Consider the following 22,428-nt stretch of genomic DNA (forward strand, 5'->3'; position numbering starts at 1 on the left):
CGGGGCGGCTTCCTCGGCCCAACGTGATCAGCGCTCCAGTCGTGACATAGCTACCGTATGGTAATGGGTCGTCATCTCGATCCCCGTCCGACCATAGCCTTCAGCATCCGCGGCTACGAGCGTCGTACCGGAGCCAGCGAACGGATCGAGAATGCGGCCGCCTTGCTCGCAAATCCGCACCAGCTGGCGCATGAGATCCGTGGGCTTTCCAGTCATGTGATGTTTGTCCGCTTTGCGTACCGCCTCCCGGATGACCCCAGGCAGTATGCATGCGTGCCGCCACAGGCGTAAGGCGGGTCAGTGATGAGGGCGTCGAAGCTGCCGGCCGGCAGGGTTGGCAGGACGGTCAGGGCATCGCCGTGGATCAATTTGTTCTTCATGGGTAGAGCCTTCTTGGGTTCGCTCGCGGCGATCCGAGGGAAGGCTCTCGGCCTTCATGTGGTTCAGCACCCCACAGCGGGGTCACTTGATCTGGATTTCATAGACACCGCCGGCCTTGGCCAGCAGCTTGGCGCAGTCGCCACAACGCAGGTTCTTCATGCCACCGCCGGTGCAAGTTCAAAGGGAGCGAAGCTGATCACCTCTTGGCCTAGCCAGTCGTTGATCGCCCTGATGCGCGTCTGCAACGGTCCCAGTTCCATTGCAGCCCAGATCGTTGCCGCGTCGCGGATCGAGCCGAAGCCGCCGTTATTCTGCGGCACGATGCCGAGCAGCTGTGGCGGCACGCGCAGCGCGGCCAGCGTGTCATCGCGCGTCACGCCCTTGATGTTCGCGAACTCATCCCTGGCCGCGACTTCGCTCACGGGGATGATCTGCAGGCCGTCCTTCTTACCGTTGGGCGAGTGCACGAACAGGTTCCGGAAGTTGCCCGGGCCACGCGCCGCCCTGAGCGCCTCGCGCAGGCCGGTTACGTAGGACGATTCGGCCTGGGAGTCGGTCAGGCACAGTACGAAGCCGGCATGGGAGCCGTTGTTGTATTACTTGCGGCGGAACAGCGTGGCCGACTCGTTGAGCAGCGCGGACTGAACGGCCGGCATCCACTCAGGCAGGTCGTACACCGCTTGGTCGGCATCCGATTCCCGCACTTGGTACACATGGCCGGCCGGGAACTCGTCCTCCATGCTAGATCCAGCCAGCGGAGGGGCGATATGAACGGATGGCTGTGAGACGAAACTCGGCCAGTTCGCTGGAGCTGCCCAAGGCCGGAACTGGCTTCAGCCGCGCACTCTATTAACTTGGCACCACTAAGCTGGGTCTCGCCGCGCCAGCCCTAGCCCAAGCAGGGCGACCACACCGGAGTCTCCTCCTGCGCCGGCAAGGACTGCTACGCGCCGTTGTTGCCAACAGGGAACCCGTACTAATATCCACCCACAGATGCTGCTTGTGCGAAGGCTACGGGAGTGGATGCCCAGCCTCATCGATACGGCCGTCATCGATACCAGCCAACATCAGGGGATATCTTGTCATGGACGTCATTCAGATTCCGCATGATACGAATCGCTTAGTACTGCACTTTGATACCGCGCTTCTTCAGATCAATGCATACGCGTTAGCGTCGTCGCTCGTCGGGCTGGCAAATGCAATTAAGGAGGCTAACTCCATCGTCAACCCCGGCTATGCAGTAGAGGTGGTGGTTGAGCGACTTGAAGATGGAAGCTTTCGCGCCACGCTCAAAGCTGTCGTCAAGAAGGCGGGGAACATATTCTCCCATGAATTATCGAAGGCAATCATCTACGGCATCATCGCAACATGGATCTATGACCAGACTCTGGGCGCGGACAAAGAGCCAATCATCATCATCAACGATGAATCCGTTGAGATTCGTTCGGGCGAAAGGATCATAATTGTTCCGCGCGAAGTCTATGACGCAAAGAAGGAAGTTGAAAGATCGGAGCGATTCCAGTCATCTATGAGCCAGGTGTTCAACGGTGCGCTCAAAGATCCTGCGGTTACTGGCCTTAAAATTACGCCTCCCGGCGAGTGGCCTGGACTGCCCTCAGTCCCGCGCGAGCAGTTCGTCCTGATTGCATCCCGGTATGAGGCTGACGACGCAAACGCGATTTATGAAGATGCAGTGCTTGAGATCTCCCGCGCCATCATGTCGCGAGGCCGCAGGAAATGGGAGTTCTACTGGCGAGGCGTAAAGATCTCAGCTCCTGTCTTGGATCACGCGTTCTACGAAGCCTTCTCCGCCCACGACATCACCATAGCGCCCGGCGATATGTTGAGAGTGGTCCTAAAGATCTATCGAAAAACCGATCCCGAAAGCGGGATCCATGTGAATACAAAGTATGAGGTTGTCGAGGTGCAGAATCACATCCCCCGAGAGGTACAAGGGTCGTTCGAGACATCCGCGTAGTCATTAGCAAAGGAATCCACTACTTGACATACCTGTTTGCAGTCACAGTCCTCGCGGTGGTCCTCGGCGCGCTTTGCTGCCTTCTGATTTGGTGCATGAGCACGACGCTATCCTTCTTGGCCAGGCTCTTTACGAACACCTAGTCCCATTCGAAGTGGAGCTGCCTTCGTTGCGCCAACGAGGCTCTCCACTCCGAGCGCTCCAGACCATCTCCAGCCTGATCGTTTCGAGATTCGACTTTCCGAACATCTCAGGCACCGACTGCCATGCCTGAGACACAGAAATGGCACGCAAGATTGGGTTGGCCACTTGCCACTCTGCTCAGCACGGCCAGTCTGACATCCTCGCAAGCCCTCGGTCTCACCTCGTGGGTGAGCTGGCCGGTCATCCAAACCACGGTGAAACTGACGCAGTCGGCGGTGACGCCATGCAGCGGCAAGGTGACTCGACGTGCACACGAACAAAGCGTATCCCGTCCCCTAGGCATTCTTGGTCCGCAAGTAGCGACCGCCGAGATTGTGCTCCTTATCGAGCCGAGCAGACTGAGCGGCACCATAAACAAACCCCCGCCCTGCGCCAAAAGCGGTGGAGAGCGCGGACGGTGTACATTCCACTTGCACAACCGATGCCAAACGTAAATCGCCCGCGGAGATAATAGCCTCTAAGTCGAAGGCCAACATGTTCGTTGAGTGGCCGGACGATCAATTCCACTTTTCCAAATCAAATTCAGGTTCGAACATGTCAGCTAGCCGGGCGTTTATGCGCTGTCCCCATTGCCTGTCACCATCCATCGTTCGTACCAGCGTGATGCATAGCAAGCTACTAAGAGAGTCTGTCTTGCAGTGTCGTAATGCGATTTGCGGCCACACCTTCTCCGCCTACACGGAAATCGTCCGCACCATCTCGCCCAGCGCTTGCCCAAGCGCTGACGTTTGCTTGCCCCTAAGCGGCACGGCAGAGCGCGCCGCGTATAAGCTGCAGGCGGCGGCGAATCGCGCCGCCTATCCGCCACCAATGTCGTGACTGTGGACTTGACACGTCGCCCGACTGTGGAGCAGCATTGCCTCGTCGCCGCAAATTCGGCGTCCGGGATTGGTCTCTCGTTGAAGGAGCGCACAAGCGCCCATGCTGCAACACACGGCGCTTTCTTTTTGCCCGTTGTATTGCGATGGGCGCGTGTCAGCCAGTCATATGGCGGACGGTGCGCGGGGGGCTTCGGCCCCGCCGGTTTAGATTCCTTCCCGGTAGACCAACCCGCACCGGCCGCCACCTCGCTTGGTCTTGCGGGGGCGAATTCCTACGTAGAAGGGATCTTGTCATGACCGCTGAATCTTCAGCTTCTAGCCTTGCTTTCACCTCCCGCCTCGCGCATTACTTTGGCGCCATCGCTGACTCCTTGGAATGGGATCACTCCAGCTGGGTTGGGCTATGCAGTCAGCTGCAGCTTGTCCGTCGCAATCCTGGCGAACTTACCCTCAGCGAGATCCAGCTCATGCTTACTGAGCGCTCCCGGCTTGGTGCAGTGCAATGAGCGGCTACTGGTTGACCGAGGAGGCGTTCAACCGACTTGAACGAGCCCGCGATGCTGCATCCCTCATCGCCAGCGTAGGCGAAGGAACGGGGGACCGCACGGGGATATCGTTTGATGCGATTGCGGCCATCGGCGCCTACGTGCATGAAGATATTTCACGTGCGATTGCAGACGCGGCCCCACGCCACGACTCTCGACGCCACAAAGGCTAACCCACTCATCTAGCGTTGGGCCTATCGCAACTTAGGCGTCCCGGCCCACACCTCAGCTGGCAGTTGCGGCGCCTTGAGGCGCCACTTCCACCTCCACTCCACCCAGGTGCGCAGTCTTCTGTGCACTGGCCATTCGCTTAACTTACGGGAGTACCACAAAATGATTTCCCAGAATCTCGTCATTTCCCGCAGTCGGGATCCGGAGTACACAGAGCGCCCTGCGTTTGAGCGCTCGCGCCTAGAATACGAGGCTGCAGCGGACGCAGCTCGCGGCGCAATTTTTGCTATGACTTCCATGCGCCAAAGAATGCTCGACTTGAACCAGCGGAAGGCCGCTGCTTGCGCTGATGCCGAGACAGCGCGGATTCGGTGGAGCCGCTTGCTGCGCGAGTCTGGCGGCGTCCTGACGACTGACCTTGAGGATCTTCGAGCTTCGGAGCGATCTTCGCTTTCGCTTGCTGACGAGTATCAGGCTATGTGCGAGGAACTTGAAACATCGCTGATCAGCTCTGAGGTTTCTGCTGCTGACCTCGCTGCCACGGCCCTCAGCAAGCGCCGTGTCGCATTGTCAGCGGCAGCGGAGGATGCGTTTGTAGATCTGCAAATGGCTATCGGGCCAAGCTTTGAGCACGCCTACCGGCTGTTCCAGAGAGAACAAGCAGAGTCGATGCCGCCAGGTGAGCGCCATAGTGACAAAGAAGCGTTGATGGCGTTCGTTTCCAGATTCTCTGCGCTCATTCTCCAGAATTCCTCACCGACGGCTCAGCAGACTTACGAGTCTATTGGCATCTCCGAACTCAAGGTCGAGGACATCCCACACGAGCTGCTTCACAGCCCTGTTCGTCGTTCGATGCTACGCGAACTGTCAAAAAATCCGGCCTGAGGGATCATTTCGCCCAAGCATCAGCGCAGGAAGCTTGGCCCGGCGGTGACGCGCCAACGTCACCCGAGGCTTGCACTGGCGGAGACTCAGGAGAGAGCAATGCCCCGGCGAACTTGGCTTGCCGATTGCACCCCCGCAGCGGTAAAGCACCGGGCCGGTGGCGAGACTAGCACGAAGGATGTCCGACCGTTAGCCTGCGCCATCGCTTACGCTTCGGCCGGGCAGCGCCCTCGCCGCCTGGGTGCGCCGTTTCGCACGTGACAAACTATCTACGTCGCTTTTGCCAGCCGCGAGGTGACCCAATGCGATGTGCACTAGAACTATGAGAATCATAGGTGTTGATTAGCATGGGCAGGAAGCGCAAGTTCAAACCCGATATTCCGACACACATCGACCAGCTCGCATTACCGCGCGGGATTTACTGGGACGACGGTCGTTGGTTCATCTACACCCCGCACGCTGAAGGTGGCCGTGCGGTCAAGAAGACCGTCGCCTACAAGAGTGCTCGGCTGTCGGATCTGCATGCCGTTGTGGAGGCGCAGCTGTTGGGAGATCGACGCGGCACCTTGCGCTTTCTGTTCGACAGGTTCCATGAATCCATGGAGTTTCGCGAGCTCTCAACCGACACCCAAGACGACTACCGTCGTTATGCAGTCGCTCTGGCCTCCTACGCCTGCAAAGACGGCAGCGCGTTGGGCGACGTGCTTGTAGAGCGCATCACCACGCCAGTGGTGCAACGGCTGGTGGAAACGTTTGCCATCGGCCGCGACGCGAATCGCTATCAGCCTGCGCTGCCCGCCACACCGAGTAAGGCAAATCATCTGTATCGCTACCTTCGACGCACTCTAGCGTGGGGCGTTCGCAGTGGGCTGTGCGCGCGCAACCCTGCTGTGGGGGTGCGGCAGGCCAAGGAGGTGAAGCGGCACCGAATGCCGACGCCTGGCGCATTCGAAAAGGTGCTCGCGTTTGCACGTGAGCGCGGCGCTCTTCCTTCGCACACCAAGGGCAGTTGCCCCAGCTATCTTGCGCCCGTCATGGTGCTGGCTTACAGCGCACGTTTGCGCGGGATCGAGGTTTGCACGCTGACTGATGCACATCGCCGGCATGAGGGTATCCACGGCCAGCGGAGGAAGGGCTCGCGTGATTCAGTCACCGAATGGGACGAAGAGATGGTCAGAGCCTGGGACGATCTGGTCGCGCGCCGCAGCGCCATCTGGAACCGCGACGGCCGGAACTTCCCGGTGCCGCTGCGCGCCGAGAACCGTGTGCTGCTAGTCGAGCAGAGCGGCAATCCGATGGCCAAGTCATCGTTGGATAGTTCCTGGCAGCGATTCATCACCCTGGCACTCCGCGAGGGCGTGATCGACAAGGAAGACCGCTTCTCTTTGCATGGGTTGAAGCACCGGGGCGTGACCGATACGGTGGGCAACCGTGGTGATAAACAAGATGCTGCCGGTCATCAGTCACCTGTCACAACTGGTCGCTATGACCATGACCTGCCGGTCGTGAAACCTCCGCGCCGTCGATAGTTTTTCCGGCCATTTTTCCGGAAGCTCTAAGCAGTCGCTTGCAGAATGACCTAAGTGCTTGTTTTCTTTGGTGGGCCCAGAAGGATTCGAACCTTCAACCAAAGGATTATGAGTCCTCTGCTCTAACCGTTGAGCTATAGGCCCTGCGCGGATGCACAGTGTAGTGGACGCCAGCGGGGCCTCGCCACTCATGCCGTCGCCTGCACGATCGCAGCCGCCCGCCAGGCATTCCGCTTGGCCATGGCGCGCAGGGCCTTCGAGCGCAGCAGGCCTGAGGCTGCCACCCGGTTCCAGTAGTCCATTGCCAGCGGGGCGGCCCAGCGGAGGGGGTCGCAGCTGCCTCGAAATGCAGGCAAGACTGGCGCGATCGGCGCGAGCGCGGGCAGCGCGCCGCTGCGACACGGGGCCAACGAGCTGGGTAGCATGTCATACACCGGCACCAGTGGGAGCGGGCCGCAGTCAAGCAGCTGGAAGCCGAGATTGCCCTGGTGCATGTGGCTGTTGCCGACCAGCCGCCCGAAGGCGTGGAGCTGCTCCATGCGAAGGGCTGTGTCGGCGGTGATCCAGCCGAGCTCGTGCAGGTGTTCGCCAGCGGCGCCCCAGTCGTGGGTTGTCTCGCGGGCAAAGGCTGCCGATAGCGACATCAATGAGACGAAGCCGCTGCGACCGAGGACCATGGGGGTCCGGTCGAAGCGGTCCACCTCCAGGAACGTATAGCCGCGGCTCTGGATGAGCTGGGAGCTGCAGGCCGCCACGCCGGCGTCGCGCAGGCATTGCAGGGCGAGGTGCTCGCATACCAGCAGGTCCGCCCAGCGTTCGGCGGCCGGGCCGTCGCCGGCCTTGGCGAACTTCACCAGCACGGCCCTGCGCTGGTCGTCACCTGCGACGGTGGCGGTGAACTTGGGTTGCTCGCCGCCTGGCCCTGAAGAGATTCCCTTGCCGATTGCCAGGTTCTGGGCGCGCTCCGGGTAGGCGCGGTTGCGGTCCGCCTCGTGCACGTGGTCGGGCGGGCATTCGAGCGCGGTCAGCGCGGTGTGGAGTGCGGGCTCTCCCGGCAGGATGTCGCCGATGCCGGTTCCTCCGGTGAGCGCGAGGTGGTTTAGCAGGGTCGTGGGTAGGGCGTGGTCGCCCGGCTGGCCAACGCCCGGCTGGTGAGCGTGGCGCTGGGCGTGCAGTCTGCCCAGGAAGCCTTGGGGCCGGAGGTCGTTGAGGTACCAGGGCAAACCCGGAAAGATGTCGCCGTCCGGGCATCTGGCGAGGTTGGGGCGCATGGAGGTGAGATGCGCCTTGAAGGCTTCGCCGGGCAAGGATTCGAGATGGCCCAGGCGCTCGACGGTGGCGTCTTCTTTCAGGCGAAAGAGTGGGAAGTGTCTGTTGGGAGGAGTAGCGGCCATGTGGGCAGCGTGGGACATGCGCGGCGGGGCTGGAACGCAATTTGTTGCATTCGGGGAAGGGCCCTCTCCGTTTGGAGGTCATGCGTTACCGGGCCGATCAGCCGGGTCGGCGGTCGTTTGGGAACCGACCCTACCGATGATCGTCCGCGTCAGCCCTCAGCGCTCACCGCGCAGTCGGCAACCCGTAGCAGCGCACTTGTCTGCGACGCACGGCCACAAAAAACCCCGCCGAAGCGGGGTTTTTCGATCAACGCACCAACCTTGGAATCAATCGATGTCGAGGAAGCTGCGAAGCTGTTCCGAACGGCTCGGGTGACGCAGCTTGCGCAGGGCCTTGGCTTCGATCTGGCGGATGCGCTCGCGGGTGACGTCGAACTGCTTGCCCACTTCCTCGAGGGTGTGGTCGGTGTTCATGTCGATGCCGAAGCGCATGCGCAGCACCTTGGCTTCCCTCGGGGTGAGGCCGGCCAGCACGTCGCGCACGGTTTCAGACAGATTGATGTTGGTGGTGTTCTCGATCGGGGACTCCACGTTGGTGTCCTCGATGAAGTCGCCCAGATGGGAATCCTCGTCGTCGCCGATCGGGGTTTCCATCGAGATCGGCTCCTTGGCGATCTTCATCACCTTGCGGATCTTGTCTTCCGGCATGTCCATTTCCTTGGCCAGCTCCTCCGGCGTGGCCTCGCGGCCGTACTGCTGGAGCATCTGGCGGGAAATGCGGTTCAACTTGTTGATCGTTTCGATCATGTGCACCGGAATACGGATGGTGCGCGCCTGGTCGGCGATCGAACGGGTGATGGCCTGGCGGATCCACCAGGTCGCATAGGTGGAGAACTTGTAACCGCGGCGGTACTCGAACTTGTCCACGGCCTTCATCAGGCCGATGTTGCCTTCCTGGATAAGGTCGAGGAACTGCAGGCCACGGTTGGTGTACTTCTTGGCGATGGAGATCACCAGGCGCAGGTTGGCTTCGACCATTTCCTTCTTGGCCTTGCGCGCCTTGGCTTCGCCGTAGGCCATGGCCCGGCTGATTTCCTTCAGCTCTTCCAGCTCCAGCGAGGTGCTCTTCTCGATGTCGATGGTGGACTGCTGTTCGGCAATGATCTGGTCCTTGACGTCACGCAGCGCCGACGACCACTTCTGCTTGCGCTTGAGTGCGTCTTCCACCCACTCCAGGTTGGTCTGGTTGCCTTCCCACGAACGGATGAAGTCCTTGCGCGGCATGCGGGCGGTGACCGTGGCCAGGTTCAGCACGCGGCGCTCGTGGCCCTTGATGTCGGCCATCACGTCGCGCAGCTGCTTGACCAGCACGTCGGTCAGCGGCAGCGGCAGCTTCAGGGTGACGAAGATGGCGGCCATGTCGTCGCGCAGCTTGGCCAGCGGCTTGCGGTCGGCCTTGGCGGCCGCCTTCTTGAAGGCGGCGTAGGCAGCAGCCAGCTCGGCCATGCGGCGGGCGACTTCTTCCGGGTCCGGACCGGTCGGGCCGGCTTCTTCCTCGACGTCGTCGCCGTCGTCTTCGTCTTCGTCGCCTTCTTCGTCGGCGTCGTCGCTGGTGTCTTCAGCCACGGCCGGGGCCGGGACTTCTTCCACCAGGTCGTTGAAGCCGACGATCACTTCGGCCAGGCGCTTCTTGCCTTCCTTGTGGGCTTCGTAATCGGACAGCAGCGATTCGACCGACACCGGGAAGGTGCCGAGTGCGGCCTGGACCTGGCCCAGGCCTTCTTCGATACGCTTGGCGATGGCGATTTCGCCTTCGCGGGTCAGCAGCTCGACGGTACCCATTTCGCGCATGTACATGCGCACCGGGTCGGTGGTGCGGCCACCTTCGGTGTCGAGTGCGCTCAGCGCGGCGGCAGCTTCTTCGGCCGCGGTGTCATCGACTTCGCGGTTACCGGTGTTGCCGTCGTTGAGCAGCAGGGTTTCGGCATCGGGCGCCACTTCATGGACATCGATGCCCATGCCGTTGATCATGCCGATGATGTCTTCGATCTGCTCCGGGTCGACAATGTCGTCGGGCAGGTGGTCATTGACTTCGGCGTAGGTCAGGTAGCCCTGTTCCAGGCCCTTGCTGATCAGAAGCTTGATGTCGTTTTGCTGGGCAGGACGTTCGTTGGCCATGTAGTGCTCGCGCCACCGGCAGGGATGAGGAATAGAACCTAGCATTATACCAGCCCAGCGCCCCCTCGGGCCCGGGCGGTGGTCCCGGGGTCAGGGTCTGAGCAGGAAAGTCACTGGACCATCGTTGACCAGGCTGACAACCATATGGGCGCCGAACTGCCCGGTTTCCACCCCCGAAACATGCTTTTGACGACAGATCTCCACCAATCTGTTGAATCCACGTTCAGCCTCGGCGGGGGGCGCGGCGGTACTGAAACCCGGTCGCATCCCGCTGGAGGTGTCCGCCGCCAGGGTGAACTGGCTGACCAGCAGCAGGCCGCCCCCTGTCTCCCCCAGGGATCGGTTCATTTTTCCGCTGTCATCTGCAAACACACGGTAACCAAGCAGCCGATCGGCCATGCGGGCAATCTGGGCGTCGGTGTCGCCCGGTTCCATGCCGACCAGGGCCAGCAGGCCGGGGCCGATCTGGCCGACCACGGCCCCGTCGACGCTGACGCTGGCCTGGGTAACGCGCTGGATGAGGACAAGCATGGCAGGGGCGATTCCGCTGGAGGGGCGGCCTACCTTAGTAGTTGGGCGCGCGCACCGGCTAGACTTTGACGCGATGAAACCGCAAACCACCGCCCGCCTGGCCTACCGCGCCGCTGCCCTGTTCACCCGCCTGCCCTGGTCCTGGCTGCGTGGTTTCGCGCATGCGCTGGCCGGGCTGTGGATCGCCCTGAATGCCCGCGAGAGCCGGGTGACCCGGCGCAACCTGGAGCTGGCCTACCCGGAGCTGCCGGCCGACCAGCGCGCGGCCCTGCACAAGGCGGTGCTGCGCTCGACCGCCCTGCAGGCGGTAGAAACCCTGCGCCTGTGGACCCGCCCGCGCGAACGGAACCTGGCCCTGCTCACCGAGCGCCACGGCGAGGCGCTGTACGACGCGGCGCTGGCCAGCGGCAAGGGCGTGATCGTGGCCGCCCCGCACTACGGCAACTGGGAGCTGCTCAACCAGTGGCTGGCTTCGCGCGGGCCGATCGCCATTGTCTACAAGGCGCCCGATGAAGCCGTGGGCGACGAATTCCTGCAGCTGGTGCGCGGCGGCAGCAACGTGCAGCAGGTGCGCGCCGAAGGCCCGGCGGTGCGTCAGCTGTTCAAGGTGCTCAAGGACGGCGGCGCCACCGGGATCCTGCCGGACCAGCAGCCCAAGGCCGGCGACGGCGTGTTCGCGCCGTTCTTCGGGGTGGAAGCGCTGACCATGACCCTGGTCAACCGGCTGGCCGAACGCACCGGCGCCACCGTGCTGTACGGGTGGTGCGAGCGCACCGGCCCGGGCATGCAGTTCGCACTGCACATCACTCCGGCCGCGCCGGCGGTGGCCGACCCGGACCCGCGTACCGCGGCCAGTGCGCTGAACGCCGGGATCGAGGCGATCGCGCGCCGCGACCCCGCCCAGTACCAGTGGACCTACAAGCGCTATACGCTGCGCCCGCCGCACAGCGACGAGGTGGACCCGTATGCCACCGAGGAGCACCCGCACTAGCCGCCCCACCGACTGCGACGCTGTGTCGCGCGGCGCGCAATTGAATCGGCGCCTTCCGACCCCACTGTGAAACCACGATGTCCCCCACGGCCCCCGCCATGTCCCCAGCTGCTTCTTCCCCGTTCGGCGATCCGGCCGCGATCCGCTGCGAGCGCGCGGTGGCCGAACTGCGCGCCGGTCGCCCGGTGGTGATCGACGACAGCCAGGGCCAGCGCCTGGCCTTCATCGCCCTGGACAGCAGTACCCGCAGCAGCTACACCGCCTTTGCCGAGGTCGCCGCCGGCCAGCATTACCTGTTCCTCACCGCGACCCGTGCGCGGGTGCTGGGCGTGGCCGCCGAGCACGGCGCCCGGGTGCCGCTGGCTGGGATCGACTTCGATGCCCTGCCCTCGCTGAGCTACCTGCGCGAACCCGAGCCGATGCCGGCCGGGTGGACGGCCGGGCAGGCGCTGGACGATGGCGCGGTGGAGATCGCCCGGCTCGGGCTGCTGCTGCCGGCCATGGTCGGGGTGCTGCTGACGCCCGGCGATGACCGCTTCGACAGCTGCGCGCAGGTGTCGCTGTGCGACCTGGCCCAAGGCGCCGAACAGGCCGCCCACGCCTACGAACTGGTGGCGCGCTCGCCGGTGCCGCTGCGCGAGGTGGGCATGACCGAATTTGCGGTGTTCCGCGGCGGGGTCGCCCAGCGCGACCAGGTCGCGATCATCGTGGGCAACCCGGACTTCGCCGGGGTGGTACCGGTGCGCGTGCATTCCTCGTGCCTGACCGGCGACCTGTTCGGCTCGCTCAAATGCGACTGCGGCGACCAGCTGCGGCGTGGCCTGCGCAAGCTCAAGGAGCTGGGCGGCGGCGTGCTGCTGTACCTGGACCAGGAAGGTCGCGGCACCGGCATCGCCGCGAAGATGCGTGCCTATGGCTACCAGCACGATGGGCTGGACACGATAGACGCCGACGCGCAGCTGGGCTTCGGTGCCGACGAGCGCCGCTACGGCAGCGCAGTGGCAATGCTGCAGGGCCTGGGCGTGCAGCGCATCCAGCTGCTCAGCAACAATCCGACCAAGGCCCAGCGCCTGCGCCATGCCGGGATCGAGGTGGTGGACTGCGTGCCGGTAACTGGCGACATCACCGCCGAGAACGAACATTACCTGCGCACCAAGGCCGAACGCGCCGGCCATATGCTCGACGTGGACACGCTGATCCAGGCCGCGCAATAGCGCGCGTCAACCTGCTACCGTCGTCGCGACGGGCGCAGCCGACCTGATGCGGACGCCCGGCATGTTTCCTCCTGCCGAGCACCCGCCTTGTCCGACCTTGCCCCGCCTCCGTTGCCGTCGCCCCATCCCCTGCCCGACCAGGGCCACTGGCAGCCGTTGCCCAAGCGCGCGGCCACGCTGGCCGGCATTGCCGGCGCCATCACCGGCGCGATCATCATCGGCGGCGCGCTGGGCACGCTGTGGGTGGTGCTGGACATGCCGATGCGCTGGGTCGGCGCGGCGGCGATGCTGCTGCCCGGCGCGCTGATCGGTTTTGCGTTCGGCTACCGGCGGCAGCGCCGCACCTGGTGGCGGCTCGATGCGCAGGGGCTGGGCGTGCGCCGCGACCTGATGTGGCAGCTCGAAACCCGCGTGCCGTTGTCGCGCGTGCAGCACCTGGACCTGCGCCGGGGCCCGATCGAGCGCACCGCGCAGCTGGCCACGCTGGTGGTGCACACCGCCGGCAGCCGCTTCAGCGCGGTGTCGCTGGGCGGGCTGGACCAGGCCGATGCCGAGCGCCTGCGCGACACGCTGGGCCGGCAGCTGGACCAGGATGACGACGCCCTGTGAGTACGCAGACGCCTGACGACGACGCGCCCGACCAGCGCCTGCACCCGTGGTCGTGGCTGTTCGTGCTGCTGATGCAGCTGCGCCAGTTCCTGCTGCCGCTGGTGGCGCTGGTGGTGTTCGGCAACCGCGGCGACCGCGACGAGATGTGGTCGAACCTGGCCGCGCTGGTGGTGATCGTGGTGCTGGTGGCGATCTCGATCCTGCAGTACCTGACCTACCACTACCGGATCGGGCGCGATGCGATCAGCGTGCGCAGCGGGGTGGTTTCGCGCAACCGCCGCGAGATTCCGTTCGCGCGCATCCACAACGTGGTGGTGCACCAGAACCCGCTGCACCGCATGTTCAACGTGGCCGAGCTGCGCCTGGAATCGGCCGGCGGCAATCGCCCCGAAGCGGAAATGCGCGTGCTGCGGCTGGACCAGGCCCTGGCGCTCGAGCAGCTGGTGCGCCAGCGCGGACAGCAGCCGGTGGCCGCCGCCGATCCCGGCGACGAAGCGACACCGGCACTGCCCGCCGATGACGTGCTGCTGCAGCTGGACACCGCCGACGTGGTCCGGATCGGGTTGTTGTCCGACCGCGGCTGGGTGGTGGTGCTGGCGCTGTTCGGTGCGTCCTACCAGCTGTTCCCGCGCGACACGGTCAACGACGCGATCGAGTACGGCGGCCGCCAGGCCTTCGGCTATGCCAACCACCTGCATCCGGCCACCTGGGTCTGGGTGGTCGCCGCGCTGGTGCTGGTGGTGGGCTTCTGGGTGACGCTGCGGGTGCTGTCGGTGGCGATGGCGTTGCTCCGCTACCACGGCTTCCGGTTGACCGAACACGAGCGCCGCCTGACCGTGGCCAGCGGCCTGCTCACCCGCATGCGCACCAGCGTGGCGCGGCGCCGGATCCAGGCCTGGACCCTGCGCGAAAGCGCGCTGCAGCGCTGGTTCAAGCGCCGCCACCTGCGCATCGATATCGCCGCCGGGGTGTCGACCAACGGCGAACGCCGCGACCTGCGCGAACTCGCGCCGCTGGCCACGCCGCAGGCCTGCGATGCGCTGGTGCAGCACCTGCTGCCGCAGCTGCAGTGGCCGCCGCCGCAGTGGAATCCGGTGCCGCAGCGGGGCTGGTGGCGACTGTGCCTGCCGGCCCTTGTGATCGTGCCCCTGTTGGCAGCCGGTGCGGTGTGGGAAGTGGGCCCATGGGGCGCGTTGCTACTGGCCTGGCTGCCGTGGTCGGCATTGCGCGCGCACCGCACGATGGCGCGCATGGGGTACCACCTGGACGCCCGCTACGTGGCGGTGCGTGGCGGCTGGTGGCAGCGCTGGTGGCGCTTTGCCGAGCTGGACAAGCTGCAGGCGCTGCGGCTGCAGCGCTCACCGCTGGACCGTTGGCTGGGCACCAGCAGCGTGTGGCTGGATACGGCCGGGGCGCACGGTAGCGTGGGGTTGTGCCTGCGGTATCTGCCGGAGGATGAGGCGCGGGCGGTGTTTGAGCGATTGAATGCAGCGTTCGTGACGCGGCGCGTGGGGCGCTGATCGTATGCAGCCACGCAGGGCGTGGCTCTACCGTCGATCAGGGTAGTGCCACGCCCTGCGTGGCGACCCTGTAAATCAGCGCCGCGACGGCCCCCAATATCCCAGGTCCTTCCGGATCTGCAGCCCGCGCGTCCATGCCCCGAACGGCTTGCGCTTCAAGACCCCCATCTCGCCCGCCAGGAAATCCTCGGTCGCGGCAATCACCCGCTCGCTGGAACGCCCATCGCGCCACGGATGGATGTCATCGGCGTAACGCCTGATCTCGGCCATCAACGCCGGCTCCGGATGCAGCGCGCGCGCCAGCATGGCGGGCAGCTGCGAAGGGTCGTCGAAATCGATCATGTGCGGCTGCGGTACCCGGTTGCGGAAGGTCACCACCGGTTTGTGCTGGACCACGAACTCGGACACGATCGAGGAGGTGTCCGACACCAGCACGTCGGCGGCGCGCTGCGCGGCCATGACCTGCTCGGGCTCGATGAACGCCGCGTTCGGACCGGCCAGCGCGCGATACCGGGCGAACAGCTCCGGCGGGCACTTGGGGTGCAGGGTCAGCAGCCAGTAGTGCGCGCCCCCCCCAATGTCGGCGGCAATCTGCTCGAACAGGTGCGGGGCGGCGCTGAGGCGCTCGGTGAAGGTCGAGCCGAACAGGATCACCGGCCGGCCCTGCGCCGGTGCGCGCAGCGCGGCGCTGGCGCCCGCATCGTCCAGGAACAGCGGGTCCAGCTTCGGCCAGCCGGTTTCGGCCACCGCGAAATGACCTTCGCGCTCGGCCAGCTCCCGGAACGGCGCGGTGGTCGCCGGCCCCTGCGTGCAGTACAGGTCGAACAACCCGCGCACCCGGAAGTGGCCGCGCGCGCTGTCGCGCTTCTGCACGTTGAAGCCGTGGAAGACCTGCACCTTGGCCCCGGCGATGAACGGCGGCACCCAGTTGGCCGCACTGAACAACGCCCGCGGGCGCAGCGCCAGCGCCTGCTGCAGGCCGACATCGGGCACGCCCGGCAGGCTGGCCCCGGCCGCGCCGTCGGTGAACCATGCCGACACCGATTGGCCGGAGGCGTGCAACGCCTGGGCCAACGGGGCGAGAATAGGCAGCGCATAGCGCTCCGTCGCAAACAGCAGGTACTCGGCCATCATGTCCTCCACGACCGCTCCCGTTGAACGGCCTCGCATTTCGGCCTGCATTATCGCGTTCAATGAAGCAGACCGCATCGGCGACTGCCTGGCCTCGCTCGCCTTCTGCGACGAGGTGATCGTCGTGGACTCGTATTCCACCGATGCCACCGTGGCCATCGCCACGGCCGCCGGGGCGCGGGTGCTGCAGCGTCCGTTCGACGGCTTCCGCAGCCAGAAGGCGTTCTGCGTCGAACAGGCCACGCACGACTGGGTGCTGTGCCTGGACGCCGACGAGCGGGTCAGCGACACCCTGCGCGAAGCCATCCAGGCCGCCCAGGCCAGCGACTTCACCGGCCACCACGGCTACCGTTTCGCACGCCTGTCCGAGTACTTCGGCAAGTTCCTGCGCCACGGCAATGCCTACCCGGACCGGGTGCTGCGCCTGTTCGACCGCCGCCATGGCGGCTGGCGCGGCAAGCGCGAGATCCACGAGGCGGCCAGCGTCGACGGCAGCGTCGGCACGTTGCGGGGCGACCTCATCCACTACCCCTACCGTTCGCTGGAACAGCAGCTGGCCAAGACCCAGCGCTACGCGCGGATGATGGCCGAACACGAATTCGCACGTGGCAAGCGCGCTACCCTGGCCAAGCTGGTACTGGCGCCCGCATGGCGGTTCTGGCGCGGGCTGCTGCTGCGCGGCGGCTTCCGCGACGGTTGGCACGGGCTGGTCTACGCCTACGTGCGGGCCAATTACGTGCGCCAGAAGACCATCATGCTGTGGATGCTGCAACACGGACAGCCGGTGGCCGACCCGCCCCGCCGCGGCGACACCCCCTGAACCGAAGGCCCCCATGAAGATCCTCTACACCAACTTCCACGCCGGCGATGGCGGTGGCCACACCACCTACCTGGCGTCGCTGGCGCGCGCCCTGTCGCCCCGCCACCAGCTGTACATGGCCGCCCCGGCTGACAGCCGGGTGCTGCGCGTGGTGCGCCAGGAGCGCATTGCCGAACCGGTGGAGATCGCCTTCAGCAGCGGCCTGCCCACGCTGGCACGGCAATGGGCCGACCTGCGTACCCTGCGCCGGTTGATCGTCACCCAGGGCATCGACATCGTGCATGCCAACGGCGCGCGCGACCACCGCGTGGCGATGGAAGCGGTGGCGGGCCTGTCGCGGCGACCGAAGCTGGTGTTCACCAAGCACAACAGCAAGCCCAGCAACACGCTGGGCAACGCGGTGCGGGCGCGCTGGGGCACCGACCGGGTGATCGCGGTGTCCGCGCACACCCGCCAGATGCTGCTCGACAGCCCATACCGTCACTGCCCGATCGACGTGGTCCGCAACGGCGTGGACCTGCAGCGCTTCTCGCCGGTCGACCCCGGCGAAGGCGCTGCGCTGCGCGCGCGCTGGACGACCGACCCCAAGGCACTGGTGCTGGTCAGCAACGCCGGCACCGACGACCACAAGGGCTGGATCGACCTGGCGCGCGCCATCGCCACGTTGCCCGCACCGATCCGCAGCAAGGTGCACATGGCCGTGGCCGGGCGCGATCCGGACCCGCAGCTGGTCGCGGAAGTGGCGCAGCTGGGGATCGCCGCGCAGGTGCATTTCGCCGGCCTGCTCGAGGACATCCGGCCGTTCGTGGCCAGTGGCGACGCCGGTTTCGTGCTCTCTTGGGATATCGAAACCATCTCCTTCGCCTGCCGCGAGATGATGGCGATGGGCAAACCGGTGATGGTCAGCGACTACGCGGGCCTGCCCGAGAACATCACCCACGGCCAGGATGGCTGGATCGTGCCGGTGCGGAACGTGGCGGCGATCGCCGCGCAGGTGGAGGCGCTGTACGCCCTGCGCAGCAGCTTGCCTGCGGTTGGCGAAGCGGCGCGCGCGCGCGCCGAGCGGGATTTCGGGCTGGAGACCTTCAGCCGGCTGACGGAAGCCAGCTACGCCGCGGTGCTGGGCGAAACCGGATCAGCCGTTGCCTGAGCGCAGCCGCAGCGGGTCGGAAAGGGCCAGGAAACAGGCCATCCAGGTGGCATAGAACGAGGCGGTGCGCATGTCGCGGAACATCATTTCGGTGATGCCGAACACGGCAAAGCCCACGCAGATCATCAGGCCCGCGCCGGCGAACAGCCGCGTGGGTCGGTCGGTCACGTCCAGCCGCAGCCGACGCGCGAACAACCAGCCGGGCGCGATGTACAGCAGCACCAGCCCCAGCCCGCCCAGCACGCCGTAGGTGGCCAGGAAGTACAGCAGGTCGTTGTGGGTTTCGCCGAAATCACGCGCCACCGTCGGCGTGACCTGCTTGGCATCGGCCAGCTTGGCCAGCTCTTCGCGGAAGCGGTCGCCGCCGCCCACGCCGAACACCGGCTCGCTGCGGATCATGTGACCGGCCGCGCTCCACAACTGCAGGCGGATGCACACCGAGGTGTCGGACAGGTGCGCCACCTGGCACTGATCGAATTCGCTCACGCCGAGGTGGATGCGCTGGCGCATCGAGGCATCGCTGGCCACGATGAGGCCCGCCATGCCCAGCAGCAGCGCCGCTGCCAGCAGCTTCAGGCGGTTCATGCGCCGGCCCTGCACCAGCATGGCGATGAACAGGAAAAAGGGAATCGCCAACAGCCCCCCCCGGGTCTGCGTGGCAAGGAACGCAGCGACACCGGCGATGCCGCTGACCAGCTTGAGCGCGAACTCGATCCGGCGGAAACGGGTGACGCGCAGGCCGAGCAGCAGGAACGCGATCATCGAAAACAGCAGGGTCAGGTCGCCGTAGGTCACCGCATTGAACTGCTGGGTGGCCGGCCGTTCACCGGTGCTCAGCACCAGCCAGGCCACGTTGATGACCGCATACCAGATCCCACCGAGCAGACCGAGCGTGGCGTGGGCAAGGATGTGGCGCGGCACCCGCAGCGCGGCGGCAAGGATCAGCCCGACCGTAAGAAAGCGCACGGCCTTCTCGACTTCCGAGCCCTTCCAGATCCCATGCACCACCAGGCTGGTGAGCACCCCCACCAGCAGCACCGCCATGCCCGCCACCATCCACAGGTATTCGCGGCGGTTGTCGCACCAGTTCGTGCCCAGGGCCGGACGGCGCACCCACGCCAGCACGATGAAGCTGAGCAGTACCAGCCCGTAGTACCCCGCGCTGCCGCCGTCCATGGTCGACATCAGCAGCACCGGCGAAAGGCCGAGTGCCACGGTGAACACCCAGGCCAATGCGGGGTGGATGCCGGCGGGACGGGAAAGCGCGTGGTTCACGTTCAGGGCTACTCGGGCGGAGCGGTCGGCATTGTGGCCGATAGGTCGGGAATGATCCATGAGCGGGCGGCTAGTCCTCGCCGTCTTCCTTGCCCTGCTCGCGCCGGATCCGGGCCAGGTCCACGGCGCTGGGCTGGCAGGGCCCGACGAAGGCCCGGGCCGGCACCAGCCACCAGCCGCGCCGGTTGGCCACGCCCACCCGCTCGGCCTGGTCGCGGTCCACGCAGTCCAGCAGTGCCGCCTGCTGCACCAGCAGCCAGCGCCGCTCGGGCGCCTCGGCCTGCCAGGCGAGGCCATCCTGCAGCTGCAGGTACCAGCGTCGCTTGAAGCCGAAGGTGCGCACCGGGCGGTCGGACATCAGCAGGTTCTGCTCCTTCCAGCCGACCAGCGCCAGTTCGGCGTCCGGCCCGATCCGCTCGCCTGCGTCGCGCATCAGCCCGCGTGCGGAACTGGAATCATTGAACAACGGATAGCCCACCAGGCCGTAAGTGACCCAGGCCATGGCCAGGATCGACATCACTGCGATGTGGAAGCGGCGCGGCCCGGTGAACACCAGGCTGACCACGCCCCAGCTGCCCAGCGCGATGCCGACCCAGCCAAGCGCGGCAGTCACCGCACTGTCGATCCCGCGCTCCAGGATCAGCCTGCGCTCGAAACCGGGCTCGCCGCCCAGCATCGCCACGCCCACGCCGAGCAGTGCCACGGTCAGCAGTGCGGCGAAGCCGCCCAGCACCCACTGCACGTCGCGCCGGCGCAGCAGGCCCGGCAGCAGCGGCGCCAGCGCCAGGCAGAAGATCGGCAGCGCCGGCAGGATGTAGACGTCGCGCTTGCCGTGCGGAATCGAGAAGAACAGCACGATGAGCAACCACCAGCCCAGCAGCAGCAGGTAGCGCGGGTCGCGCCGGCGCAGTCGCCGCCACCAGGCCGGAATGGCCCAGGGCACCAGCAGGAACGCCGGGATCCACATCGACGGCATGGTGGCCAGGAAGTACCACCACGGCTGGTGGTGGTCCCAGGACTGGGCGTAGCGCTTGGCCGTCTGCCGGAACAGGATGTCGTTCATGTACGCGCGGTACTCGGCCGAACCACTGCCGGTGGCGGCCAGCACCATCGGCACCAGCCACAGCGCCACGGCCGCAGCGAACGCCACCGGCCCCAGCCAGAACCGCCAGTTGCGCAGATCCAGCCGTACCCGCGGCCAGCCCAGCGCCACCGCGACCAGCGCCGGCACGAGCATGAACAGGGCCAGCACCCCAACGCCCTTGGTGATCACCCCCAGCCCGGCCGCGAACCAGCCCAGCCACCACCAGCGCCAGGCCGGGCCGCACAGCAGGTGCCGCAGCAGCCCGTAATTGGCCAGGGTGATGAAGAACACCACCAGCGGGTCGATCTGGGCCTTCTTGGCCTGGAAGGTGAAGTGGACCGCGAACAGCAGCGCCCAGGCGGCGTACAGGCCGACCTTGCGGGTCCACAGGCGGCGACCGAGGTCGTACACGCAGGCCAGCGTTCCCAGCGACGCAAGCAGGGTCGGCAGCAGGAACGCCACCCGCCAGTCGCGCAGCAGCGTGTACAGGGTGGCCTGCAGCCACATCAGCATCGGTGGCTTGTCGGAGTACAGCTCGGTACCGCGGTGCGGGAACAGCCAGTCCCCGCTCAGCACCATCTGCTTGGCGACCAATGCGAAGCGCGGCTCGTCCGACGGCCACGGATCACGCATGCCCAGCCCGGCCCCCAGCACCAACAGCGCGGTGATGGCGAGCAACCAGAAGTCCCTTGATTGGCGTGTCGTCAGCATGGTGCCGATTCTACCGGTGCCGCGTTACCCCTTCTTCAGCAGGCGCGCATAGAAGAAGCCATCAGCGCCGTGTTCGCCCGGCAGACGCTGGCGCCCCGCCCACGAATCATGGCCGTAAGCGTCACCCAGTGGCAGGAACCCCGCACGCGGGGTGCGTTGCAGGAACGCCTCGACCTGGAACTGGTTTTCTTCGCGCAGGATCGAGCATGTCGCGTACAACAGGGTGCCGCCGGGGGCGAGCATCCCGAAGCAGGCGTCGAGCAGGCGTGCCTGCAGCGCCACCAGGGTCGGAATGTCGGTGGCGCGGCGGTGCAGCAGCACGTCTGGCTGGCGGCGGATGATGCCGGTGGCCGAGCACGGCGCATCGAGCAGGATCACATCGAACGGCTCGCCGTCCCACCAGCTGGCCGGGTCGGTGGCATCGGCCGCCCGGACCTGGGCGTGTTCGCCCACGCCGGTGCGGGCGAAGGTCTCGCTGATGCGCTTGAGCCGGCGCGGGTCGATGTCCAGCGCCAGCAGGCGCAGGCTGGGATCGCGCTCGAGCAGGTGTGCGGACTTGCCACCCGGTGCGGCGCAGGCATCCAGCACGCGCGCGCCGGGGCGCGGCGCCAGGGCGTCGGCCACCTGCTGCGCGGAGAGGTCCTGCACCGACAGCGCGCCGTCGCTGAAGCCCGGCAGCGCGGTCACCGCCACCGGCACCGGCAGGCGGATCGCGTCGGCGGCCAGGTCGGTGGTTTCGGCCGCGATGCCAGCCGCCTCCAGGCGCTGCAGCATCGCCGCGCGGTCGCCCTGCTGGTGGTTTACCCGCAACCACAGCGGCGCCGGGGTGAGGCTTTCGCTGAAGATCGCCTCGGCCTGGTCGGGCCAGTCCTGTTCGATCTGCTCGGCCAGCCACTTGGGGAAGGCGTCGCGTGCCGGCACGGGCGGTATGCCATCGCGCTGGGCCCGGCGCAGCAGGGCGTTGACCATGCCGGCCTGGCGCTCGCGGCCCAGCGCGCGCGCGGCCTCGACCGTGGCCGAGAGCGCGGCGTGCGCCGGAAGGTCCAGCGCATCCAGCTGCGCGAAGCCCACGAGCAGCAGCGCGCGCAGTTCTTCGTCGCGCGCCCCCAGCGGACGCTGCATCCACTTCGCCAGTGCGGCGTCGTACGCGGTACGCCGGCGCAGCACGGCAAAGCACAGCGCTTCAAGCAGGGCGCGGTCGCGGCTGTCGTCCAGGCCAGGCAATGCGGTGGTGAGTTCGGCCTTGAGCGACCGGCCACGGCCGATCACCTGGGCCAGCACGCGCGCGGCCAGCACCCGGGTCGGAACGCCCGGGGCCATCGAGGACAGCTGCGGGGACGGTTTGCCCTGGCGGTGATGTGCCATT

18 protein-coding genes, 1 tRNA gene and 3 pseudogenes are annotated in these 22,428 nt (G+C 66.1%); 11 read left to right on the plus strand and 11 right to left on the minus strand.

Annotated features, from left to right (window positions below; genetic code table 11):
* Positions 1–27: 27 nt before the first annotated feature.
* From PDM28_RS16755 to PDM28_RS16765, 3 pseudogenes are all read right to left on the minus strand, one after another.
* A pseudogene (locus PDM28_RS16755) lies at positions 28–279 on the minus strand (DNA methyltransferase); the annotation flags it as partial.
* An 18-nt stretch (positions 280–297) separates the two neighbouring features.
* A pseudogene (locus tag PDM28_RS16760) lies at positions 298–540 on the minus strand (Com family DNA-binding transcriptional regulator).
* Positions 537–1,118: pseudogene (locus tag PDM28_RS16765) on the minus strand (phage portal protein); the annotation flags it as partial. The pseudogenes PDM28_RS16760 and PDM28_RS16765, both read right to left, overlap by 4 nt.
* 347 nt (positions 1,119–1,465) lie before the next feature.
* Between PDM28_RS16765 and PDM28_RS16770 the strand changes: the two are divergent.
* From PDM28_RS16770 to PDM28_RS16790, 5 genes are all read left to right on the plus strand, one after another.
* Positions 1,466–2,359 (plus strand): LAPAL motif-containing putative phage structural protein, encoded by an 894-nt coding sequence (locus PDM28_RS16770; protein WP_311182914.1) that lies wholly within the window; start codon positions 1,466–1,468, stop codon positions 2,357–2,359.
* A gap of 807 nt (positions 2,360–3,166) precedes the next feature.
* Entirely contained in the window at positions 3,167–3,382 is a 216-nt protein-coding gene (locus PDM28_RS16775) for an ogr/Delta-like zinc finger family protein (RefSeq protein WP_311184721.1), read from the plus strand.
* A 504-nt stretch (positions 3,383–3,886) separates the two neighbouring features.
* Positions 3,887–4,102, plus strand: a complete 216-nt coding sequence (locus PDM28_RS16780; RefSeq protein WP_311182915.1) for a hypothetical protein — start codon at positions 3,887–3,889, stop codon at positions 4,100–4,102.
* A 160-nt stretch (positions 4,103–4,262) separates the two neighbouring features.
* Complete coding sequence (locus PDM28_RS16785) at positions 4,263–4,985, plus strand: hypothetical protein (protein WP_311182916.1); 723 nt, start codon at positions 4,263–4,265, stop codon at positions 4,983–4,985.
* Positions 4,986–5,326: 341 nt separating this feature from the next.
* A complete protein-coding gene (locus tag PDM28_RS16790) occupies positions 5,327–6,514 on the plus strand; it encodes a site-specific integrase (protein ID WP_311184722.1) in 1,188 nt (395 codons plus the stop codon).
* 68 nt (positions 6,515–6,582) lie between these two features.
* On the opposite strand, the gene PDM28_RS16795 is transcribed toward PDM28_RS16790, so the two are convergent.
* The 4 genes from PDM28_RS16795 to dtd all read right to left on the minus strand — a co-directional run bounded on the left by PDM28_RS16795 (position 6,583) and on the right by dtd (position 10,557).
* A tRNA-Ile gene (locus tag PDM28_RS16795) sits at positions 6,583–6,658 on the minus strand.
* A 44-nt stretch (positions 6,659–6,702) separates the two neighbouring features.
* A complete protein-coding gene (locus PDM28_RS16800; protein ID WP_311182917.1) occupies positions 6,703–7,908 on the minus strand; it encodes a HipA domain-containing protein in 1,206 nt (401 codons plus the stop codon).
* A 267-nt stretch (positions 7,909–8,175) separates the two neighbouring features.
* Positions 8,176–10,026: an RNA polymerase sigma factor RpoD gene (gene rpoD / locus PDM28_RS16805; protein WP_102945976.1), complete on the minus strand. Its 1,851-nt coding sequence runs from the start codon at positions 10,024–10,026 to the stop codon at positions 8,176–8,178.
* Positions 10,027–10,116: 90 nt separating this feature from the next.
* The gene (dtd, locus tag PDM28_RS16810) at positions 10,117–10,557 is read right to left on the minus strand and encodes a D-aminoacyl-tRNA deacylase (RefSeq protein ID WP_102945977.1); all 441 of its coding nucleotides are present in this window, start codon (positions 10,555–10,557) and stop codon (positions 10,117–10,119) included.
* 73 nt (positions 10,558–10,630) lie between these two features.
* Between dtd and PDM28_RS16815 the strand changes: the two genes are divergently transcribed.
* The 4 genes from PDM28_RS16815 (at position 10,631) to PDM28_RS16830 (ending at position 14,891) form a co-directional block, all read left to right on the plus strand.
* Positions 10,631–11,548 (plus strand): lauroyl acyltransferase, encoded by a 918-nt coding sequence (locus PDM28_RS16815; RefSeq protein ID WP_311182918.1) that lies wholly within the window; start codon positions 10,631–10,633, stop codon positions 11,546–11,548.
* Between the two features lie 77 nt (positions 11,549–11,625).
* Complete coding sequence (gene ribA, locus PDM28_RS16820) at positions 11,626–12,762, plus strand: GTP cyclohydrolase II RibA (protein WP_311182919.1); 1,137 nt, start codon at positions 11,626–11,628, stop codon at positions 12,760–12,762.
* An 87-nt stretch (positions 12,763–12,849) separates the two neighbouring features.
* On the plus strand, positions 12,850–13,371 hold the full coding sequence (locus tag PDM28_RS16825) for a PH domain-containing protein (protein WP_253256719.1): 522 nt from the start codon (positions 12,850–12,852) through the stop codon (positions 13,369–13,371).
* Complete coding sequence (locus PDM28_RS16830) at positions 13,368–14,891, plus strand: PH domain-containing protein (RefSeq protein WP_311182920.1); 1,524 nt, start codon at positions 13,368–13,370, stop codon at positions 14,889–14,891. Before PDM28_RS16825 ends, PDM28_RS16830 begins: the two co-directional genes overlap by 4 nt.
* A gap of 75 nt (positions 14,892–14,966) precedes the next feature.
* On the opposite strand, the gene PDM28_RS16835 is transcribed toward PDM28_RS16830, so the two are convergent.
* Entirely contained in the window at positions 14,967–16,025 is a 1,059-nt protein-coding gene (locus PDM28_RS16835; protein ID WP_311184723.1) for a CDP-glycerol glycerophosphotransferase family protein, read from the minus strand.
* Between PDM28_RS16835 and PDM28_RS16840 the strand changes: the two genes are divergently transcribed.
* Positions 16,024–16,842: a glycosyltransferase family 2 protein gene (locus PDM28_RS16840; protein ID WP_311182921.1), complete on the plus strand. Its 819-nt coding sequence runs from the start codon at positions 16,024–16,026 to the stop codon at positions 16,840–16,842. The two genes, PDM28_RS16835 and PDM28_RS16840, sit on opposite strands and share 2 nt — an antisense overlap.
* 13 nt (positions 16,843–16,855) lie before the next feature.
* Positions 16,856–17,992: a glycosyltransferase gene (locus tag PDM28_RS16845; RefSeq protein WP_311182922.1), complete on the plus strand. Its 1,137-nt coding sequence runs from the start codon at positions 16,856–16,858 to the stop codon at positions 17,990–17,992.
* On the opposite strand, the gene PDM28_RS16850 is transcribed toward PDM28_RS16845, so the two are convergent.
* The 3 genes from PDM28_RS16850 to rsmB all read right to left on the minus strand — a co-directional run bounded on the left by PDM28_RS16850 (position 17,978) and on the right by rsmB (position 22,427).
* On the minus strand, positions 17,978–19,267 hold the full coding sequence (locus tag PDM28_RS16850; RefSeq protein WP_311182923.1) for an O-antigen ligase family protein: 1,290 nt from the start codon (positions 19,265–19,267) through the stop codon (positions 17,978–17,980). The two genes, PDM28_RS16845 and PDM28_RS16850, sit on opposite strands and share 15 nt — an antisense overlap.
* 70 nt (positions 19,268–19,337) lie before the next feature.
* On the minus strand, positions 19,338–21,062 hold the full coding sequence (locus PDM28_RS16855) for an ArnT family glycosyltransferase (protein ID WP_311182924.1): 1,725 nt from the start codon (positions 21,060–21,062) through the stop codon (positions 19,338–19,340).
* A 24-nt stretch (positions 21,063–21,086) separates the two neighbouring features.
* Positions 21,087–22,427 carry a 16S rRNA (cytosine(967)-C(5))-methyltransferase RsmB gene (rsmB, locus tag PDM28_RS16860; protein WP_311182925.1) on the minus strand — a complete coding sequence of 447 codons (1,341 nt, stop codon included), beginning with the start codon at positions 22,425–22,427 and terminating at the stop codon, positions 21,087–21,089.
* Position 22,428: the final 1 nt, after the last annotated feature.

Source organism: Stenotrophomonas aracearum, assembly GCF_031834615.1.
In the GTDB taxonomy this organism is placed as follows: domain Bacteria; phylum Pseudomonadota; class Gammaproteobacteria; order Xanthomonadales; family Xanthomonadaceae; genus Stenotrophomonas; species Stenotrophomonas aracearum.

What these genes read in the sequence shown, in the direction of transcription:
- PDM28_RS16855 (WP_311182924.1), bottom strand. Translation starts at nt 21,062, where the DNA reads ATGCTGACGACACGCCAATCAAGGGACTTCTGGTTGCTCGCCATCACC.
- ribA (WP_311182919.1), top strand. Translation starts at nt 11,626, where the DNA reads ATGTCCCCCACGGCCCCCGCCATGTCCCCAGCTGCTTCTTCCCCGTTC.
- PDM28_RS16800 (WP_311182917.1), bottom strand. Translation starts at nt 7,908, where the DNA reads ATGGCCGCTACTCCTCCCAACAGACACTTCCCACTCTTTCGCCTGAAA.
- PDM28_RS16785 (WP_311182916.1), top strand. Translation starts at nt 4,263, where the DNA reads ATGATTTCCCAGAATCTCGTCATTTCCCGCAGTCGGGATCCGGAGTAC.
- PDM28_RS16780 (WP_311182915.1), top strand. Translation starts at nt 3,887, where the DNA reads ATGAGCGGCTACTGGTTGACCGAGGAGGCGTTCAACCGACTTGAACGA.
- PDM28_RS16775 (WP_311184721.1), top strand. Translation starts at nt 3,167, where the DNA reads ATGCATAGCAAGCTACTAAGAGAGTCTGTCTTGCAGTGTCGTAATGCG.
- PDM28_RS16835 (WP_311184723.1), bottom strand. Translation starts at nt 16,025, where the DNA reads ATGATGGCCGAGTACCTGCTGTTTGCGACGGAGCGCTATGCGCTGCCT.
- PDM28_RS16770 (WP_311182914.1), top strand. Translation starts at nt 1,466, where the DNA reads ATGGACGTCATTCAGATTCCGCATGATACGAATCGCTTAGTACTGCAC.
- rpoD (WP_102945976.1), bottom strand. Translation starts at nt 10,026, where the DNA reads ATGGCCAACGAACGTCCTGCCCAGCAAAACGACATCAAGCTTCTGATC.
- PDM28_RS16840 (WP_311182921.1), top strand. Translation starts at nt 16,024, where the DNA reads ATGTCCTCCACGACCGCTCCCGTTGAACGGCCTCGCATTTCGGCCTGC.
- dtd (WP_102945977.1), bottom strand. Translation starts at nt 10,557, where the DNA reads ATGCTTGTCCTCATCCAGCGCGTTACCCAGGCCAGCGTCAGCGTCGAC.
- PDM28_RS16845 (WP_311182922.1), top strand. Translation starts at nt 16,856, where the DNA reads ATGAAGATCCTCTACACCAACTTCCACGCCGGCGATGGCGGTGGCCAC.
- rsmB (WP_311182925.1), bottom strand. Translation starts at nt 22,427, where the DNA reads ATGGCACATCACCGCCAGGGCAAACCGTCCCCGCAGCTGTCCTCGATG.
- PDM28_RS16815 (WP_311182918.1), top strand. Translation starts at nt 10,631, where the DNA reads ATGAAACCGCAAACCACCGCCCGCCTGGCCTACCGCGCCGCTGCCCTG.